14 protein-coding genes and 3 pseudogenes are annotated in these 17,413 nt (G+C 63.0%); 10 read left to right on the top strand and 7 right to left on the bottom strand.

From position 1 onward, the window contains the following. Positions 1-520: 520 nt before the first annotated feature. Both ACFULT_RS08045 and ACFULT_RS08040 read right to left on the bottom strand, forming a co-directional pair. Positions 521-1,738 carry a type IV toxin-antitoxin system AbiEi family antitoxin domain-containing protein gene (locus tag ACFULT_RS08045; protein ID WP_378481143.1) on the bottom strand — a complete coding sequence of 406 codons (1,218 nt, stop codon included), beginning with the start codon at positions 1,736-1,738 and terminating at the stop codon, positions 521-523. 1,086 nt (positions 1,739-2,824) lie between these two features. Next, positions 2,825-4,210 (bottom strand): DUF4041 domain-containing protein, encoded by a 1,386-nt coding sequence (locus ACFULT_RS08040; RefSeq protein WP_378481142.1) that lies wholly within the window; start codon positions 4,208-4,210, stop codon positions 2,825-2,827. Positions 4,211-4,493: 283 nt separating this feature from the next. Here ACFULT_RS08040 and ACFULT_RS08035 point away from each other — a divergent pair, with 283 nt between their 5' ends. The 4 genes from ACFULT_RS08035 (at position 4,494) to ACFULT_RS08020 (ending at position 7,707) form a co-directional block, all read left to right on the top strand. Then, positions 4,494-4,790, top strand: a complete 297-nt coding sequence (locus tag ACFULT_RS08035; RefSeq protein WP_378481141.1) for a hypothetical protein — start codon at positions 4,494-4,496, stop codon at positions 4,788-4,790. Positions 4,791-5,436: 646 nt separating this feature from the next. Next, positions 5,437-5,616, top strand: a complete 180-nt coding sequence (locus ACFULT_RS08030) for a hypothetical protein (RefSeq protein WP_378481140.1) — start codon at positions 5,437-5,439, stop codon at positions 5,614-5,616. Between the two features lie 19 nt (positions 5,617-5,635). Next, a complete protein-coding gene (locus ACFULT_RS08025) occupies positions 5,636-6,898 on the top strand; it encodes a GGDEF domain-containing protein (RefSeq protein ID WP_378481139.1) in 1,263 nt (420 codons plus the stop codon). Further along, on the top strand, positions 6,895-7,707 hold the full coding sequence (locus ACFULT_RS08020) for a TetR/AcrR family transcriptional regulator (RefSeq protein WP_378481138.1): 813 nt from the start codon (positions 6,895-6,897) through the stop codon (positions 7,705-7,707). Before ACFULT_RS08025 ends, ACFULT_RS08020 begins: the two co-directional genes overlap by 4 nt. Before the next feature lie 59 nt (positions 7,708-7,766). Here ACFULT_RS08020 and ACFULT_RS08015 read toward each other — a convergent pair whose 3' ends face one another. Further along, on the bottom strand, positions 7,767-8,432 hold the full coding sequence (locus ACFULT_RS08015) for a TetR family transcriptional regulator (protein WP_378481137.1): 666 nt from the start codon (positions 8,430-8,432) through the stop codon (positions 7,767-7,769). A gap of 507 nt (positions 8,433-8,939) precedes the next feature. Here ACFULT_RS08015 and ACFULT_RS08010 point away from each other — a divergent pair. Further along, complete coding sequence (locus ACFULT_RS08010; protein ID WP_378481136.1) at positions 8,940-10,031, top strand: glutamate--cysteine ligase; 1,092 nt, start codon at positions 8,940-8,942, stop codon at positions 10,029-10,031. Between the two features lie 207 nt (positions 10,032-10,238). On the opposite strand, the pseudogene ACFULT_RS08005 reads toward ACFULT_RS08010, so the two are convergent. From ACFULT_RS08005 to ACFULT_RS07990, 4 genes and pseudogenes are all read right to left on the bottom strand, one after another. Next, positions 10,239-10,340, bottom strand: a pseudogene (locus tag ACFULT_RS08005) (2-keto-myo-inositol dehydratase); the annotation flags it as partial. Positions 10,341-10,634: 294 nt separating this feature from the next. Further along, a complete protein-coding gene (istB, locus tag ACFULT_RS08000) occupies positions 10,635-11,390 on the bottom strand; it encodes an IS21-like element helper ATPase IstB (protein WP_378481135.1) in 756 nt (251 codons plus the stop codon). Between the two features lie 58 nt (positions 11,391-11,448). Beyond that, the gene (gene istA / locus ACFULT_RS07995; RefSeq protein WP_378481134.1) at positions 11,449-12,993 is read right to left on the bottom strand and encodes an IS21 family transposase; all 1,545 of its coding nucleotides are present in this window, start codon (positions 12,991-12,993) and stop codon (positions 11,449-11,451) included. Positions 12,994-13,186: 193 nt separating this feature from the next. Beyond that, positions 13,187-14,104 (bottom strand): annotated as a pseudogene (locus ACFULT_RS07990) (DUF3500 domain-containing protein). A gap of 402 nt (positions 14,105-14,506) precedes the next feature. Here ACFULT_RS07990 and ACFULT_RS07985 point away from each other — a divergent pair. The 5 genes and pseudogenes from ACFULT_RS07985 to ACFULT_RS07965 all read left to right on the top strand — a co-directional run. Next, positions 14,507-14,863, top strand: a pseudogene (locus ACFULT_RS07985) (acetyl-CoA carboxylase biotin carboxyl carrier protein subunit); the annotation flags it as partial. 113 nt (positions 14,864-14,976) lie between these two features. Then, positions 14,977-15,426 carry a MarR family winged helix-turn-helix transcriptional regulator gene (locus ACFULT_RS07980; protein ID WP_378481133.1) on the top strand — a complete coding sequence of 150 codons (450 nt, stop codon included), beginning with the start codon at positions 14,977-14,979 and terminating at the stop codon, positions 15,424-15,426. 44 nt (positions 15,427-15,470) lie between these two features. After that, on the top strand, positions 15,471-16,649 hold the full coding sequence (locus ACFULT_RS07975) for an acetyl-CoA C-acyltransferase (RefSeq protein ID WP_378481132.1): 1,179 nt from the start codon (positions 15,471-15,473) through the stop codon (positions 16,647-16,649). Next, a complete protein-coding gene (locus ACFULT_RS07970; protein ID WP_378481131.1) occupies positions 16,646-16,963 on the top strand; it encodes a WhiB family transcriptional regulator in 318 nt (105 codons plus the stop codon). The genes ACFULT_RS07975 and ACFULT_RS07970 overlap by 4 nt, the downstream gene beginning before the upstream one ends. A 258-nt stretch (positions 16,964-17,221) precedes the next feature. Continuing rightward, positions 17,222-17,362: a hypothetical protein gene (locus ACFULT_RS07965; RefSeq protein ID WP_378481130.1), complete on the top strand. Its 141-nt coding sequence runs from the start codon at positions 17,222-17,224 to the stop codon at positions 17,360-17,362. The last annotated feature ends 51 nt before the right edge of the window (positions 17,363-17,413 follow it).

The following is a 17,413-nucleotide window of genomic DNA, read 5'->3' as shown; positions in this document are numbered from 1 at the left end:
CCGGCTGAAGAGGAATCCAGTCGTCGTACGGAGTCGAGGATTCGCGACCGGGACCTGTGGCGTGATCGTGGTGTGAGAATGTGCTGCAACCGGAGACAGCAGCGTATTCGAGCAGACCTGGAGGTCAGCCAATACGAGATGCGTGGCACTCCGCGTAGCGGAAGATCGAGTATTTGCCTACGTTTCTTAGGTGGACGGGGATTGAGGTGAAATCAAATTCGATCCATTCTGGACGTTATGAGCCGCGCTCGGTCAAGTTGTCCCCTGGCGGGGTTGTTTCACTGAGCCCCACCAGCTCGGTCGACGGCGTCCGCTGGGGTTCTGGTAGTTCAGAACTTAGCACCGAATGAAACGGTATGGGCTAATTTTCGTTAGCTTTTTACGGCCGCGTAACGAGCGGTGCACGAGCCAGCCGTCGCCGGAACCGAACGAGATGTGGCACGACGCCGCCATGAGCAGGGAAGCAGCGCGATCCTGGCTTCGTCCGCGGGGCTTGCAAGTCGGGGCACAGGAAAGCCAGTTACTCGGCGCTGCGACGTTCCTCTGCAGTCGAGTGCGCTGCAAGTACCGCTCGGACGGTAGTCAACGCGGCATCGGCGACGGCGTCGTCTGTCATGCCAGGGCTATTACGCGTCCAGGAACTCACCCCGTCCAGCACCGTGATCGCGATGTCCCCCACGAGAGCGACCTCACCGACGAAGCCGATATCCCGGATGGCGGCGAACAACGTACGGCGGTAGACGTCCGACAGGTCGAGTACTTCATCGCGGATGTTCTCGGGAAGGGTAGTTCCCGTGATCCTGTCGGACGCAACGATGAGGTCGAAGATGTCATTCTGAACCAGTGCGAACTGCTGCAGTGCATGGTTGCGCACCAGTGCATCGAAGAACTCGTCCGGATCGTTGACGCCGTCCACCGCTTGCACCGCGCTCTGGGCGAATGCGAAGCAGTTCCATCGCAGTGCTTCGGCGGCGATTTGGTCACGGCCTCCGGGAAAGTGGCTGTACAGGCTTGGCGCTTTCATGTTCAGAGCTCCCGCCAAGCTACGCATCGTCACCCCGCTGTAGCCGTCGACCACAGCGAGCCGCATGAACGAGCTGAGCACGGCCAACCGGGACGGTGACATCGGAGTTGTCGCATCCACGGATTGAATTCGGAGCCGCGCGAGAGCGGCGGATCGAAGATTCGCCGGCTCTGGCCAGCGAATACCTCTCAGCTCTTGGGCAGTCTTGCGATCGAGCAGACCGACCGAGACTGCCTTATCTATCGCGCCCGTCAAGCAGTCAATGTCCATGCCGTCGGCAGCGCAATCACGCAGAGTGCGTTCGATGGTCGTGACTGCAATGCCGACATGTTCGGTGACGTCGGATGTGTTGAGGTCTCTGCGGCGGATACGGTAGCGGTCCGATCCTGCTGATCTTGGGTAGTTGTCCCGCGGAACGGTGATGCAGATTGGGGTAGGGCGCTCCTCGAGCAGTCCGTACAGGTGCAGCGCGGACGCGTGGGATACGACACCACGTCCGAGCGACCACGCGACCGCTTCTGCCATATCGTCGTGAGCTGCGGTTGGCGTTGAAAGAACGCGGTAGACCCCGCGTGCATGGTGCTCGAGTTGGCCCCGAGCCGTCAGCAACCTGAGCTGAGTCGGGTCGATGCCAATATGCCTCGCCTGGCGTGTGGTGATATATCCGCGGCGGTCCGCCGTGAATTCGACGATCCGATCGAGGATGGTTGCCATGCGTCGAAAAGTATCATATTGATACGATTTTGCACACACGGTGATGCGTCCTTGTCGGGCGGCGTGAATTTCCCGTGCCCGGAGGCATGATCAAACATCCGAGAACCTCCGCGCCGAGACGACTCCCATCCGTGACCTATTCATTCGTTCGAACAACTGACATAGCTGGTTCGTCATCCGAATGAATGTCGGCGCAGACGGGCGGTGGATGGCAACCCGGCGGGGTATGAAACCCTGGCCGTTCATCGGGCTCTTACGCCACGATAGGCACAGTTACCAGGCCAACCCACCCGTCAGCCAAATCAGCACTCGCGTCTTACCTCAGCCAGGATCTCGTAAGACCGATTTGAGTTGCGGCGCAGACCCTTTCGTGGCCGATCCCCAGATTGGGAAACCAAGTTCATATGAGTTGTGACGGCGTCGTGACACTGAACCTCATCAACGAAGACCACACAGCTGTGACCTGCGGGAATGCAATCGGTGGGATGGCGAAACCAAGCGCTGTTCGGATTTCGAATCCGCTGCCTCGCTTGTCCATTCAGATACAGCACAGTCTACCGCAGTCCACGACTCTTGCCGAAAAGCCCTGTTCAAGAGCAAAATTGCGGATCCATATGGACTCAGGTGCCCCCAGTCGGACTCGAACCGACACTTGGCGGATTTAAGTCCCTCAAAGTGGATCCAGGCACACTTGCTTGGACTCCATAACTTGTTACTCTGCAATGGTTTTCGTCCATTTCGAGCCGTTGCGATACATAGATGAATGTACCGACTTGTGACACCCTCGTGACACCGAACTACACACACTGTGAGCGCCTCGGACCGCACTGAACGATAGCGGACCGCGGTGGAGTGCGACGGACAAGCGGTCGAACTACCAAGGAGAGCGGCAGCGGATCCTGTGACACCGACACCCGCCACCAGCACCTCTCCTGTTCCGCCAGATATCCCCGTTTTGCGCACGATTCTTCTACCGCGAGCTGATGCAAAACCGTTTTGGTCCGTCGTTCCGGAAGCCATCATCGACAACCTCCCGCACCTTCCTCCGAACTCGGACGACGAATAAGCCGTAGCTTCCCTGGCGACTCAGAACGACGCTGACCTCTTACCGATACTTACCAGGTACTCCTCGGCTTTTGGCTCCTCGGTGAAGGAGATGACTTCGCCGACATTGCGACGCAAAGCTTCGAGCACCTCGGCCGGAGTCGCGTAGAAGAACTCGCGCCGTTGATTGACCTGATTTACCCGGCGATCCGCAAAGACCCGGTGCAACTCCGCTTCCACGGATACTGCATCGTCTGCGAAGAACAATGCGTGCACATCGAACCGGAACGGCACCGATGCATCCCCCAGCTCGCGCACCCGGTCCATTGGCTCCAGCCGGCGCGTCATTCCGATCTTGACCATGTTGATCCCGAACGCCCCCATGTTCGAGATCACGTACACATGGCCCGCCCGAATATTTGCAGCCCGATACTCGACATCGTCGAGCGCGCGCTGCGCGTCAGCGAGCTTGATCCGCAACCGTTCCGCACCCGCGACATCCCCACTCGCGACGAGGGCAGCGACGGCGTTACTGTAGTGCGCGAGTTCCTTCTCGATCTTCGCCCGCGCCGCGTGCAGCTCTTGCTGAACCTTGCGTTGCTCGCGTAGTTCCTCGCGGCGCTCTCGCTCGGCGGCTTTCTCCTCCTGCACCTTCATATGCACATCTGCCGCCAGTTCCAGCTCGCGGAGCCGAAGTCGGTGGTATCCGTCGGTGACCCGGAGATCGATCATCTGCCCCTGCTTCGCGATCTGCTCTGCAGCCTTAGTCAGGCGCTGACTCGCGGCCGCAAGGTTGCCGGCTTTGACGGTCTTCACGCAGTTCTCGGCTTCGGCGTTGTAGGCGCGCAACATGATTCGTGACATCTCGGTCACGAACTTCCGGCCCTGTGCGGTGGAGTTGTTGAACGTGAAGTTCGTCGTAGCCCAGATCGCGGCCTTCGTTCTGATCCGTTCCTTGATTTCGGACTGCACCCGTTCGAGCTCGTTCTTGAGTTGAATCGAGGTCTCCGCCGGATGGTGGTACGCGTAGTAGCCGACGGACTGCTGGTCCTGTTGCGCCTTCGTCTCGACGAGTTCGTTACGGGCAGCGCGGATTTGATCGGCCAACACCGTGCGCTCACCGCGGAGCGCTGCCACTTCCTTCTGGATACGAGCCAGTTCGGCCTCGGCGTTGACGACCCCGCCGAGTCCTGCCCGTTCCACCACCGCGGACAGGCGATCGACCTGCTCCTGCAGTTCCTGCGCTCGCCGCTTTCCATTGAACAACGACACCGGCCTACGAGCGGAGCCGTCGGAGGGACCAGTGGCCGGAGGGACCGGCGGGGTGGAACTGGTCGCCTGGGTCGCCGATGTCCACTGGAATCCGTCCCACCAACGATGCTCAGGCTGACCTGCTGGATCCGGGTACCACCCCGCGGGAGTCGTCATCGCACATATCTACCAGACCGATGGGACTGTTTCGCGCAGGCCCCGCGCTCTGATGCTTAGAGATCGGCACCCATCGTGCGCTGGTCGTCTGAGCGCAGTCGACGATCACCGGGAAAGGAAATTGGCCAAAGTCTCTGGGGGCCCGGCCGGCGGGCCATGCCGATTACGGAAGTCGGACTCGGACATCAGAACGCGCATACGACGGCGGGAGGTAGCACCTCCTCATGCGGTGTTCGACTGGGCGATGTCCTGTGCAGGTGGGACCATCTGTTTCACTGACGCGGTGAACGATTCGAGAGATGTCACCACACCGACCTTCTCAGTTGGTGACCTCGTACAACTACGACGCGGCCGCGGCGCCACGGTTACGGGCCGGCTCGTCGAGGATTTCGGGCGCTATCTGGTGCCGGCGGACCGGCTCGGGCGGGACTGGGCCTCGCCGCAACGGTGGGCGATCGCCGCCGAGGACGGAACGTTGATCTTCGCCGACGACGACGATCTCACCGCCGTCCCCACCACCGGCATCGCCCCAGCCGACACCCCCACGGCGGGCGGTTCCGTAGTCACCGACAGGTCGTGACCAAAGTGCCCAACCGCCCGCCGGCCGACATTCCATTGCCGAGCCCGTGAGTTCGGAGGTGCGGGTTCTCGTCGACACGCCATCGGTACGGAACGCGCTCGATGCGGCCGCCGCGGTGTCATTGTTTGTCGTGCTCGGAGCAATCGCCGGTAGCCGCGACGCCGCACTCGTCACCGCGGCCGCCACCTCCGTGGTGCTGACATCACGCGTTCGCCGCCGGGCCGCGGCACATCGGCCGCGGTACCCGATGCGTGGTCCGCTCCCACCGACCCACACCCCCACGACACCAGCAGCACATGTCACGGCGGCCGGTCGAGCCGATCACAGGTGCACCGACGACCTACACCCTGATCGACCGCATACGTAGTAAATGCACCGCGGGTAGAGACGCACTTGCCACAGGGGGACACTGAACGCCGCTGCTTCCTGCGTTCGCAGGTATACGAGTGGCCGGAGCGCGTTGGGATCGTACTCGGCAGCGCCGACACCCGTGACAAATCGAGATCTGCTGTAATGCACAAATGAACTGTTCGTGTCCGGTCACAACAACCGAGACCATCGACAGTGACAACACCCGGACCAGGATCGGGCGCGCTGGACGACAGCCACTACCCGGCCAACGAGTCACGCAGACAAGGGGTGCCTCGTGTACTCGGTTCTGATTCCCGTTCTCGTCACCGCGCTGCTGGTTCTGGTGGTGTCACTGGCCGGGCTCGCCGCCTTCGCCGTCGGCGCAGTCGTGCAGGTGATGCGGACACGATCGACGCACACGCGGAGTACACGTAAGACGGCCGAACGAACTATGCGGGACCGGTCTCGTCAATGACCAGGTACGGCAATGCCTCATGGATAGCCGCGGTGTGTTGGGTGATCGTGTGGTGAACGCGGCGACCGTGCCGTCCCCTATCTCTCGCTGGGACATGCGCACGAAGATGGTCATTGTCAGCGCTTCCGGGGCCCTCCCGATGCTGATCATCGCCGTGATCTCCCCGACGTTCCTCGAACCCGGCGCCCTACCGGTGCTGACCGTGATCACCGGCTTCACTGCGGTGACGGTGCTCATCGCGGCCCGGGTGGGACGGCTCACCGATCGACAGTTCACCGTTCTCGGCGCCGGCGGGATGGCCGGCGTCGCCGTCTCGGCCTACGTGATCGCCGACCCGGCAGCCACCCGCTCGGTCACCGCGATGCTCGCCATCGTGCCCGCCATCGCAGCATCGGGCTCCCCTCCGCGGATCACCACCACACTGACGGTCCTCTCGGTCGTCATGGCCACCATCGTCACCGCCACCGACCTCGCCGCAACCGGAGCGGTAGTGTCTCTCATCGCCATCGGTGCCGCTGTGACCACGGTCCTGATACCAGTACTGGTGATCAACGGCCTCGCCCGCTCACTACGAACCGTCAACGCCGAACTGCAGGCCCTCGCCGACACCGATCCCCTCACCGGGCTGCTGAACCGGCGCGGCATGCTCGAACCCACCCGGGCGTTGCTCGACAGCGTCCATCGCCGCGGAACCGGAATCCGCGCCGCGGTAATCGACATCGATCACTTCAAACAAGTCAACGACACCCTCGGTCACACCGGAGGCGACCGAGCCCTGATCGCCGTGGCGAACACCATCACCGCAGTCCTGAACAACTATGCCCCGGCGGATTCCGTGCTCGCCCGCATCGGCGGCGAAGAGTTCCTCCTCCTGACCCCCGCCGACCTCGACCCCAGGCTCGCACACCGCATCCTCGACCGTGTCCGCGCCAACACCGGCGTCACAGTCAGTATCGGAACCGTCACCGCCGCACCGAACCCCACAGCCGACTGGTCGATGCAGCAGCTGCCGGGCCCCGCCGTCGATTCGCAGCCCGACGTACGCACCTCGCATCCGAGCGAAAGCCCTCTCGACACCGTGGAGACTGTCATCGACAACGTCGGCCGCGCCGCCGACAACGCGCTCTACCACGCCAAAATCGCTGGCCGCGACCGCATACACGACGCAGACCCGATATCGGTCACCAGACCGTCCACACCTACACTCCCACCGCCGGGCGCGATCACACCCCGACCAGACCGCGACGACGGCCACGCCCGAACCGATCGACTACGACCATGACCAGAACACATCAGCAGCGGCAGACAACAGCGCCGCACCGTCCCACCGGCGCCGACCGTGCACAGCGCCCCCACGAACGCACCCGAATCATTCACGCATGCGCCGACGCTGTGATCACCCACGGCTACGGCGCGGTCACCATGAACCTGGTGCAGCAGAAAAGCGGGCTTGCCCGCGATCAGCTGTATCGGTTGTTCCGCAACAAGAACGAACTCCTCGCCGAGGTCTACCGACGCGGGCACCACCGCGCCAGCGCACCGTGCAGTCCGACATCACACACAACAACCCCACGCGCGACGGCGCCACGCTCGACGGCTGGGCGATCGAGCACACTGCGGGAAACCGATCCGGCATCCGAACCCGGAACGCCCGCGGTGTCGTCAACCGGTTCCGCCATCGATGGCGTCCGTGCGTTCGCGCACGCTGCCATCGACCTAGCAGCATCGGATCCGGTAGTCCAGGCCATGCATGCTCTCGAGATGTCCCCGGTCGCGACGACGACCGGCCTGCGCAGCATCTACCGGGTCTGGCAACACTGGCTGGTCGAGGTTCTCGGCGCCGACCCACCCCGGGCGAACGCACTCCCCTCCGCGGTAGAAGGTGCGGACCGCGCGTGCGCGGCGGAGGCGTCGGGCATCGCCGGTGCGGTGGTCGATGCGCTCGCGGGCACCATCGCACGAGGACGACGCAATGGCCTCGGCGGCACCGAAACAGCTACTCACAGCGTCGATCTGATGCTGCAATCACTGACACCTCCCCTTCACCCGCAGCATGTGCCGGAAAATCAGCGAGCACCCGCAACACCATGAGCGTGAACCTCCGAACGACCACAGACCGATCGGTGCAGGTGCGGATACGTGACCGCGCATCACTCGATGGATGCGTCCCGGAACGCTCGGGATCGGTAGCGTGCCGCGGCGTCCGACGTGGTCATCGCGGCCACGACCGCGTCCGTCGCTTCGTCGAACCGTCCCCGTAGTGCGATCGGGTCGTCGGTGATGTCAGCCATCACCCCACAGCCGGCGAGCATGCTCGCCATCGCCGCAACGAACCGTATGGGACCGAACGGTGCGGTGAAACAACCCGCTCGCTCGGCTGACACGACGAGTTCGAGGGCCACGGCCTCCCAGCCCTGGCTTGCGCGGGTAGCGTCGAAAGGGAAGTCCGGATCGATACCGAGCCGCAGTTCTGCACGCAAGACACGCTCGTCCACGATGGCGGCGGTGACCTCGCCGATCAGCCCGGCGAGCGCAGTCACAGGATCCTCCGGTGCGGTACGCCACGGTTCGGCGATGGCCGAGTAGCGGCGCGCAGCAGCATCGACAACAGCAACAGCCAGGTCGTGCTTGGACTGGAAGTGGAAATACATCGCGCCTTTGGTGCGGCCGCTTGCGCCGAGGATCGCGTTCACCGATGCACCACCGAAACCGCGCCGCGAGAACTCCGCTGCCGCAGATTCCACGATCGCATCTCGGGTGACGCGGGCGCGCTGCTGTTGTGGAGCGCGGATGCCGACGTGCGCGTCTGTCCTCATGGTCCCCATCCTGCCCGCTCGTCACCGTCAGGCACCAGGCTACCGAGATCGAAGGTGAGCGCGCACCGGGCTCGAGCCGATCCTCTACGTCGCAGTAGGGGCAGGTCGAGGCGTCACCCAGCCTTTCGACAAGGCCGGTGGAACTGTGGCTTCACAGGTTTGCGCCGGGAGTGGCCGACCCCGCGCTCACGCTACGTCGCTAGTCCGCAGTCACCCCGCCACCACCGCCGATGCGATGACCGTTTCAACACCGGTTCTAACCCTCACTCGCATTACTCGGTGGTCCTCACGTCCCTGTCACTTTCAGCTGGAAAGCTCGAACGGTATTGGGGCCGATGACCGTTGTTCGCCATGTCGCGCGGCCGGTCCGCTGTTTCGCCCTCGATTCGCGGGCAGACGCCCTCTGTCCTGCGCAACGGATTGGGCTAAGGCCGGTCGGTCGTGATGGAGTGAGGGTCGCTCGCCGAAACAATGAGCGCGAAAAAATCGTCATCGGGGATGTGTGGCGTGGATGGCTGGGTGGTGCCCCCGTTCGGGGTCGAAGAAGAACTGCTGCTCGTCGACGTCGACAGCGGCATTCCTGCGATGGTCAACACAACTGTCGCCGCCCACGCGGAGACGGAAGGGTTGTCTACTCAGTTGGAGTTGACGCCGTGTCAGATCGAGACTGCGACCCCGGTCCTGCATACGGCCACCGACATGGTCGACACCGTGCTGTCGTCCCGCCGCATCCTCGCTGCCGCAGCGGCACGCGAGGGCGCTCGGGTGATTGCGACGGGTGTGCCGATGCTGCTGCCCTGCAGTGGCCCGATCACCGACACCGTTCGGTACCGGCGTATCGCCGACGAATACGGCATCCTCGCGGCCGAGCAAGGGGTGTGCGGGGCACACGTACACATCGAAGTTCCCGATCGCGGCACCGCAATTGCGGTCGGTAACCATCTGCGGCCCTGGCTTCCGCTCCTGCTGGCGCTGACTGCGAATTCGGCGTTCTACGACGGCGCCGACACCGGGTACGCCTCGTGGCGGTCGGTGTTGTGGTCGCGGTGGCCGAGCGCCGGACCACCACCGATGCTTGCGTCGGAGATGCAGTACGACGAGGTGGTGGCGCAGATGCGTGGAGTCGGGGCGATTCTCGACGACGGCATGGTCTACTGGGATGTTCGCCCCGCCCAGAACTATCCGACCGTCGAGGTGCGGGTCAGCGATGTTCCCGCGACCGTCGACGGCACCGTGTTGCTGGCCGTGCTGGTGCGCGCAATGGTGATGACCGCCGTCCGAGATATCGGTGCCGGTAGCCCGGCACCGGCCTTGCCCGAGCACGCGTTGCGGTGGGCGTACTGGCGGGCTGCGCGCGACGGATTGACCGGCTCGCTCGTTCATCCGGTCACCGGAAAACTCGTCACCGCCGGGGCCGCAGCGTCTGCATTGACCACCCACGTCGGGGAGGCGTTGGACGCTGCAGGTGACCGAGGCCGGGTCGAACTCGACATCCGCCGAAAACTTTTGCGAGGCAACGGGACAACGATGCAACGCCGCGCCGTACACGAGGCGGGATCGGTCGCCGCCGCGATCCGAAACATCGCATATCAATCCTGATCGACGAATACGACGTGCGACGCAGTTTATAATTCCTTCGTGTCGTAAGCACTCTTGGCGACGACCCGATCGGTGAATATGCGCGCTCTATCGATGCCAGACATTTCTGATACTCCACGCAGCTAGCATCGGTCAGCAAGCCACGGACCGCATTCAGGTCGCAGACCGTACGAACGTTGGCCTACGCCGATCCTCGGGGATCGGTCTCTAAGCGAAGGTGACGGCCGGTATTCCGCAGGAGCCGAGGTACTTTTGGGTGCGCTGTGCAATGGGCGACGGTACTTCAGGCGCACAGGGGTATATGTCCTGCGCCCGTCCAGCCCAATTCCGATCTATCATCAGCTCGTTCTGCAACTAGGCTCTCTGCGCGCCGTAGGCACAATCGAAAGCGGCGAAACCTTGCTCGGCACGCCACAATCGCACTCAACCTGGGGGTATCACCAGGAACCATGAGGAAAGCTATACGCGCACTTCTAGCGTCGAAGGTTTTGACCCGACACGGCAAAAATGTCGACGGTCGCGTAATTCCCCAGGGGTAGTTGTCGCGTAATTCCCCATGTGCGGGTGCTGCTGTGGTGAGGATATCGGTGACGGGCTTGGTTGTCAGGTGGTCTTGGATCCGGGTCGTTTGCGGGGTCTGTAGGACGGTCCGTCCATGAGAACTTGATGGCTGGTGTTGATCAGCCGGTCGAGGAGCGATTCGGCGACGACGGGGTTCGGAAACAGTGGATACCAGTCTTTCGGGGCCCTGTTGCTCGTGAGGATCAGAGGTTTGCCGGCGATGGCGCGGTCGGAGACCAGATCGTAGAGGTCATCGGATTGGGTGGTGGTGTGTTCGCGCATCGCGAAGTCGTCGATGATGAGCACGTGTGGTCGGGTGTATTCGCGCATGCGTTGGCCGATGGTGCGGTCGGCGTGGCCGCCGGCGAGGTCGGCGAGCATGCGGGAGCATTTGACGAAGCGCACGTCACCTCCTCTCCGCGCGACTTGATGACCGAGCGCTTGTGCCACATGAGTTTTCCCGACTCCGACCGGTCCGTAGAGGATGACCGATTCACCGGAATCGAGCCACCGCAACGCGGCAAGGTCACGCAGCATCGCCGCGGGTAGTTTCGGGCTGACGGTGAAGTCGAAGTCCTCGAAGGTGTTGGCCTGCTCGAATTTTGCGCGACGTACCCGTCTGGTCAGGGCTGCGGATTCACGGCGGGCGATTTCGTCTTCGCAGAGCACTTGCAGGAATTCCAGGTGCCCGAGTTGCCCGTCACGGGTTTGCGCGAGCCTGGCATCGAGAGTATCGAGCATCCCGGTCAATTTGAGGGTCTTGAGGGCACTACGCAGCGATGGATCGTGAATGGTCACGGCAGGGTCCTTGTCATCGAATACGGTTGCAGCACTGCGGAATCAGATCTGCCGATGCTCATGCTGATCGTTCGGTGTCGAAGGCATCAGGACCGCGGAGCATCGCCGGCGGCGGTGGGGTCCCTGGCTGTTCGAGCGACCTATCTCCTTGCTCGGTTCCGGCGACGAGCATGCCTTTGATGGTGCGGTACTGGACATCGTCGAGGGCCAGTGCCCGCGCACACGCAGCATCGAGACGGGCGTCGTCGAATTTCTCGCGTAGCCGGATGATGGCTTGCATGGCTCGCAGTCGGTGGATGGCGTTGACCGAAGACAAGTCGTCGACGACAGCGACCGCGCCGGGGCCGATCTGTTCGGCTTGGGCACGGCACCAGGTGACACTGCGCAGCGTGTGGGCAACTTTCTTCGGCGGGTAGTGCTCGAAGTTCGTCGACCGCCCGGTCAGGTGCAGGACGTGTGTCGCGACAACAGCGTCTTCGTGGAAGACCTGCACGACGTCCCCGGCGGCGCGGACACTGACTTTCTGCCCGAGTAGCCGCCACGGCACCGAGTAGAACGCTTTGCCTGCTTTGACGTGGCAGTCCGGTGCGACCTTGCCGACCGAATACCGCACCGCCTCGAAGGACCGTGCCGGAAGCGGCGCGAGAGCGGACTGTTCGACCGCCTCGAACACAGCTGATGGTGTGGTTCCGTCGAGCCCGCGATGCTGATGCCGTCCGTAAACCTCTGTCGCCCAATGCAATGCAGCGTTCTGCATCTGTTCGAGCGAGGTGAATTCGCGGCCCGCCCAGAACGAGTCACGGATGTACGGCATGGGGCGTTCGACGCGGGGTTTGTCTTTGGGTTTACGGGCCCTCGCGGGGTCGATGAGAGTTCCGTAGAAACTCGCGAGCTCCTGGTAGGCGGGGTTGATCTTCGGGTCGTAGAGATCGGGCCGTTCGACACCGGTCTTGAGGTTGTCGCACACCAATCGTGCCGGGACCCCGCCGAAATACTCGAACGCCGCGACGTGGGAGGCATTCCACGATGACTGGTCCATTCGGAAGACCGGTTGGACGAACATCTTGCGCGAGCACGCCAAGACCATGACGAATGCCCACACGGCGACTCTGCGCCCGAGTCGTGGATCGAACCACATGCCGAGCTTGCCGTAGTCGATCTGTGCTTCGCTGCCCGGTTCGACGTCACCGCGCGGGACAGGGACTTTCTCTTCCAGTCTCTGCTCCGCGAATGTTGTTGCAATGTAACGACGTACCGTCGATTCGGAGACGTCGACGTGGTGATCGTCGCGCAAACGCTGAGCGATGGTGGCGACCGTGACCGGGACATCGAGTTGCGCGGTGATCCAATCACGGTGTGGTGCGATCTGATCCCACGTCACCGCGCGAGCAGCGGGGTCCGACAGCGCGGGAAACCACGAGTCGATGCGCTCGCGCCAGAGTTGCTCGTCGAACTGTTCATCCGGTGCCGGTTCGATTCCGTCGCCGACCGCGGGTTGGAGGTACTTGCGGATGGTCTTGCGGTCGATCCCCAGCGCCTGGTGAATCTCCACTTGGGATCGGCCGGCGTTCCAGTGGCGGAACATTTCGATCAGATCGTTCACGGTGAATGACTTCCTTGCTACCTCAGGCCCCTTCCACGAGCCCATGGCAGGACCCATGTCAGGAGCGAACCTGAGCAGCACCCGAACCCCGCACCGACACGCCCCAGGCTGGGGAATTGCGTGACAGCGGGTGAGGAATTACGTGACGGACAACCCCTCACACCTGAGGAATTACGTGACCGCTGACAAAAAACTACGCTTTTGCTGAATGTTCGCCCGCATCGCGACAGCGCTTACTAGCCGGCGGTGCGAAACTGAGTCGCTGATCGGCGGCTCGGGCTCTACCGAGACAGATCTGCGACACCATTCGACATTCGGTGATGACGGACGCAACTCCGCTGCCGCGTAGACGGGGTCCGATGCGCTGTTGGAAGACAGTCGCTGACGGACCCCAACTGTCCACAAAAACAGGCCCATGACGCAATCGCCCGGTGCGTGGCGGCTCGACTGGCATCTCCCCCTTCTCCCGGCGACTGCTGTTCGTTCGGCCGGCTCGATGGGCAGGCGCCGGTTTAGTACCGGCCGAACCCTGCTGGGCCGTGAACTCGACGCACACGTCGGGTCCTGATACTGGGAAGTAGATGCCGGTGCCCTGGCTCATGTCGTACGACGTTGCGCCTGAACAGTTCACGTAGGTGGTGTCGAGCGTCGCCTCGATTGTGTCCAGCGCTTCGGACGTCGTTTCGCAGTCGGCCAGACCGGCCCAGTTGGCGATGACGCCGAGAAGGAGTTGTTTCTGCTCGTCGGTGAGACTGTAGATGTTGTCGAAGGGCTGCACCTCGTTGCCGTCAGCGTCGGTGTAGACGGCAGGCTGAATTTCCAGGTGAGTCGGCGCGAACGTGATCGCGTGCGCAGCTCTGTCGAGAGTGGCGTTGATGCCGAGATGATGGCCGCCGAACTGCACCTCCCACGCATCCGAATTGGACGGGTCGCCGAAGAACGCAATCGAGTACTTGCCCATCGACTCCTCGGTCGAGCTGCTGTTCTCGTGCAGTTATTCGTCACCGCCCATGATCCCGTCGACCGTCTCGTACCCCTCGTCACTGAGCAACGCATCGAGAACCTTCATAACGGCGACCTTCTGCTCATCCGTCAGATCTGCAAGGTTGATCCCGGCACGATCGACAAACGTGGCCGGAAAGTTCGACCACCGCGTGGCCGTAGGTTGAAGGCCACCGGTGAGGACCGTTGAGCCATCAGGGTCCCACCCCGTCGGATGATCGGTCGCTGTCGAGATGGATGCGGGTCACCGCGCGATTGGTAAGCGTCCTTCTTGGCACGATACAAGACGCCGTCGGCACGAGGCAGGCGTCCGCGCCTCCACGATCAATGCGTTCCTTCAGCGATCCGTTGCATCGGAGGTATGCGCTGCCTCTCACAGGTAGATCGACGACCCTGTCAAAGCCAAGAGTGAGTGAAGTTTTTCACAATTACTCAACCGCCCAATAGTTGGCCATCCTAGGATCTAGGATTGTTAAATGACCAGCGTCCAGAATTCGACTGCGATGCAGTGGATAAGGACGAGGTTCTACTGCGTCGGGCTGTCGTCGTCGAGGTCGGTTGGCCGACGCGTCGAGGTGCGCCTGCCCGGCCAGTTCTCCCTCGGCGGGGGCGGAGCTACCGGCAGTGCAAATGCGAGCGGTGCGATCCGACGTAGCCCGAGCCCCGCACATGCGGCGGCGCAGGAGCAGGAGCTGCCTCCGGTACCGCCGCCACGGCACCCATGCGGGGCACCGTCGTCAAGGTCGCCGTCGAAGAAGGCCAACAAGTCGCCGAAGGCGATTTCATCGCCGTCCTCGAAGCCATGGAAATGGAAACCCCCGTCGCCGCCCACAAAGCAGGCGTCGTCACCGGCCTCACCGTCCAACCACCCCCTCCGGCGGGGACGGGCTGTCCGTCGTTCTACCCAAGACCCCCATGCAGGATCCGCCATCACCCAGGGCGCCATCCTCACAGAACTGAGACGAAGCAACGAGCATGCACATGACACTGGCATCCGAGCCGCGCACCGACAGCAGTCCCCCTCCGGCACTGACAATATCGGTGGCACTAGTGCGTCTCGCCGACACCGTACGAGCAGAATTGGAGCAGGCGCTGAATGGTTCAGGTGTCAGCTGGGCCAGATACGAGATACTGAGCTGCCTCACGCGCCTCGGAGCACTGACGTACTCGGACCTGGCCCACGCACTCGTCCGCCACCGCACCAGCATCGCAGCCACGGTCGGATTCCTCGAGACGGCCGGGCTTGTCGTACGCGAGGCAAACCCAGACAAGCCACAGCAACATCTGGTTCGCCTGACCACGCGCGGTGACACGGTCAGGCTCAAAGCGGAACGTGTACTCGCGCGGCGATTCTCTGCAGGTTCCGACAACACACGCCAGGCACTCGACGCACTACGCGCACTCGAACAACGCATGACCGCATTGCGCTGATCGAACCAAGCGCGCTCCGACCCCAACCCCGAGAGGCCACACACATGACACAGACAGTTCTTGTCGCAGGCGCACGGACGCCCATCGGCAAACTCGCCGGCGCACTTGCTTCGCTCAGCGCCCCCGAGCTCGGCGCGCACGCCATCCGCGGTGCACTGAGCAAAGCCGGCGTCGACGCCGACAACGTTGACGCCGTCATCCTGGGCAACGTCGTGCAGGCCGGTGTCGGACCAAACCCGGCACGCCAGGCAGCCGCAGCTGCAGGAATTCCCCTGACCACACCCGCAATCACCATCAACAACCTCTGCCTGTCCGGACTCCAAGCCATCATCGACGCCGACCGGCTGATCAAGTCCGGTGACGCCGACATCGTCGTCGCCGGAGGCATGGAATCAATGACCAACGCACCGCACCTCGCACGCGGTGCGCGCACCGGGTACCGCTACGGGCCAGCAGCACTCGACGACGCACTCGACCGTGACGCCCTCACCTGCGCGTTCGACAACATCTCCATGGGCGAGGCCACCGACCGCTACGTCCAAAGCACCGATTTGGACCGCGCAACCCAGGATGCGTTCGCGGCACGATCGCACCGACTAGCTGCTGCCGCAACGGCGGACGGGCATCTCGCAGACGAGATCGTGCCCGTCGAGATCACGAGTCGCCGGGGAACCACGATCGTGACCGTTGACGAAGGTATTCGCGCCGGAACAACAGAGGAAAGCCTCGGCGTACTACGCCCCGCGTTCCGTCAGGACGGCACCATCACGGCAGGATCGGCGTCACAATTGTCCGACGGCGCAGCCGCTGTGGTTCTGATGCGCAGAACCACAGCCGAGAATCTCGGCCTGACCTGGTTGGCGGAACTCGGTGCCTCGGCGTTCGTCGCAGGACCGGACACCTCGCTCCTTCAGCAGCCTGCCAACGCAATCGCGAAAGCACTCGAGAGAGACGGCGACCTGAAAATCGACGACCTCGACCTCGTCGAGATCAACGAAGCGTTCGCTGGTGTGGCGCTTGCATCGATCACCCAGCTCGGTGTCGACGCCGACAAAGTCAACATCCACGGCGGCGCAATCGCATTGGGACATCCCGTAGGAATGTCCGGCGCCAGGCTCGCACTGGCGCTCGCACACGCATTGACACGACGCGGCGGAGGCGTCGGCGCGGCAGCCCTGTGCGGTGGCGGCGGGCAAGGAAACGCGTTGGTCCTACGCGCATGACGATCGAACCCAACCGAGATGCTTGGCATGTCCGCCATAGAAACGGTGCTTGGGATTGGCGGGTAGAGGGGCTGTGCCGAAATCAGGATCCGACGTCGTTTTTCGGTCCACCGGACTCCGACGCTCCGAGCCCGACAGACGTCGACATCGCAAAGGCGCTCTGTGCTCGATGCGCGGTTCGATCCGAATGCCGGGAATACGCCCTCAACAACCAGGAACCCTTCGGCATCTGGGGCGGACTGACCGAACGAGAACGACGACAGTACAAATGGTTTCACCTCCGGCCCAGCACGCACCCCACTCCGCTCATCTAGGCGGCATCGACGATCACACTTGATAAAAGCCGGAGCCGTCTGCCGGCGCCCTGAGCTATAGGAAACGACGTGCCATTGGCGCAGTCGACCGACTAACAGCGCAGCACTCCCACTGCTCCCCCGGGCGTCGGCAATGCTGTGTTCATCGAGAGGGCTCGCCGACGATCACGAGATCAGTGCTGCAGCGCCAGACACTGCTACTCTCCCTGCGTCCGAGCGGAACTGGGCCGTCAAGGCGTCTCCGCAGAGCATCGCTAGTTGGCGCAGAGGGAGTTGGACATCCCGTCGATGTTCTTCGAAGGCGCAGTCGTCGATGCGTCTTTCTACGAGGACGAGGTAGTCGAGAGCCGCCTGACCGCCATGCTCGAGAACATCGACATTTGTCGCAGCCGGGTCTGATCGCTCGTGGCCGGGGACGTCTTGGCAAGTCGACCCGGTGCCGGCATCGGC

Origin of the sequence: Rhodococcus sp. NPDC057297 (assembly GCF_042667435.1) — a bacterium.
Taxonomy (GTDB): Bacteria; Actinomycetota; Actinomycetes; order Mycobacteriales; family Mycobacteriaceae; genus Rhodococcoides.
The sequence above is the reverse complement of the archived record's forward strand: the minus strand, read 5'-3'. Positions and strand labels throughout refer to the sequence as shown.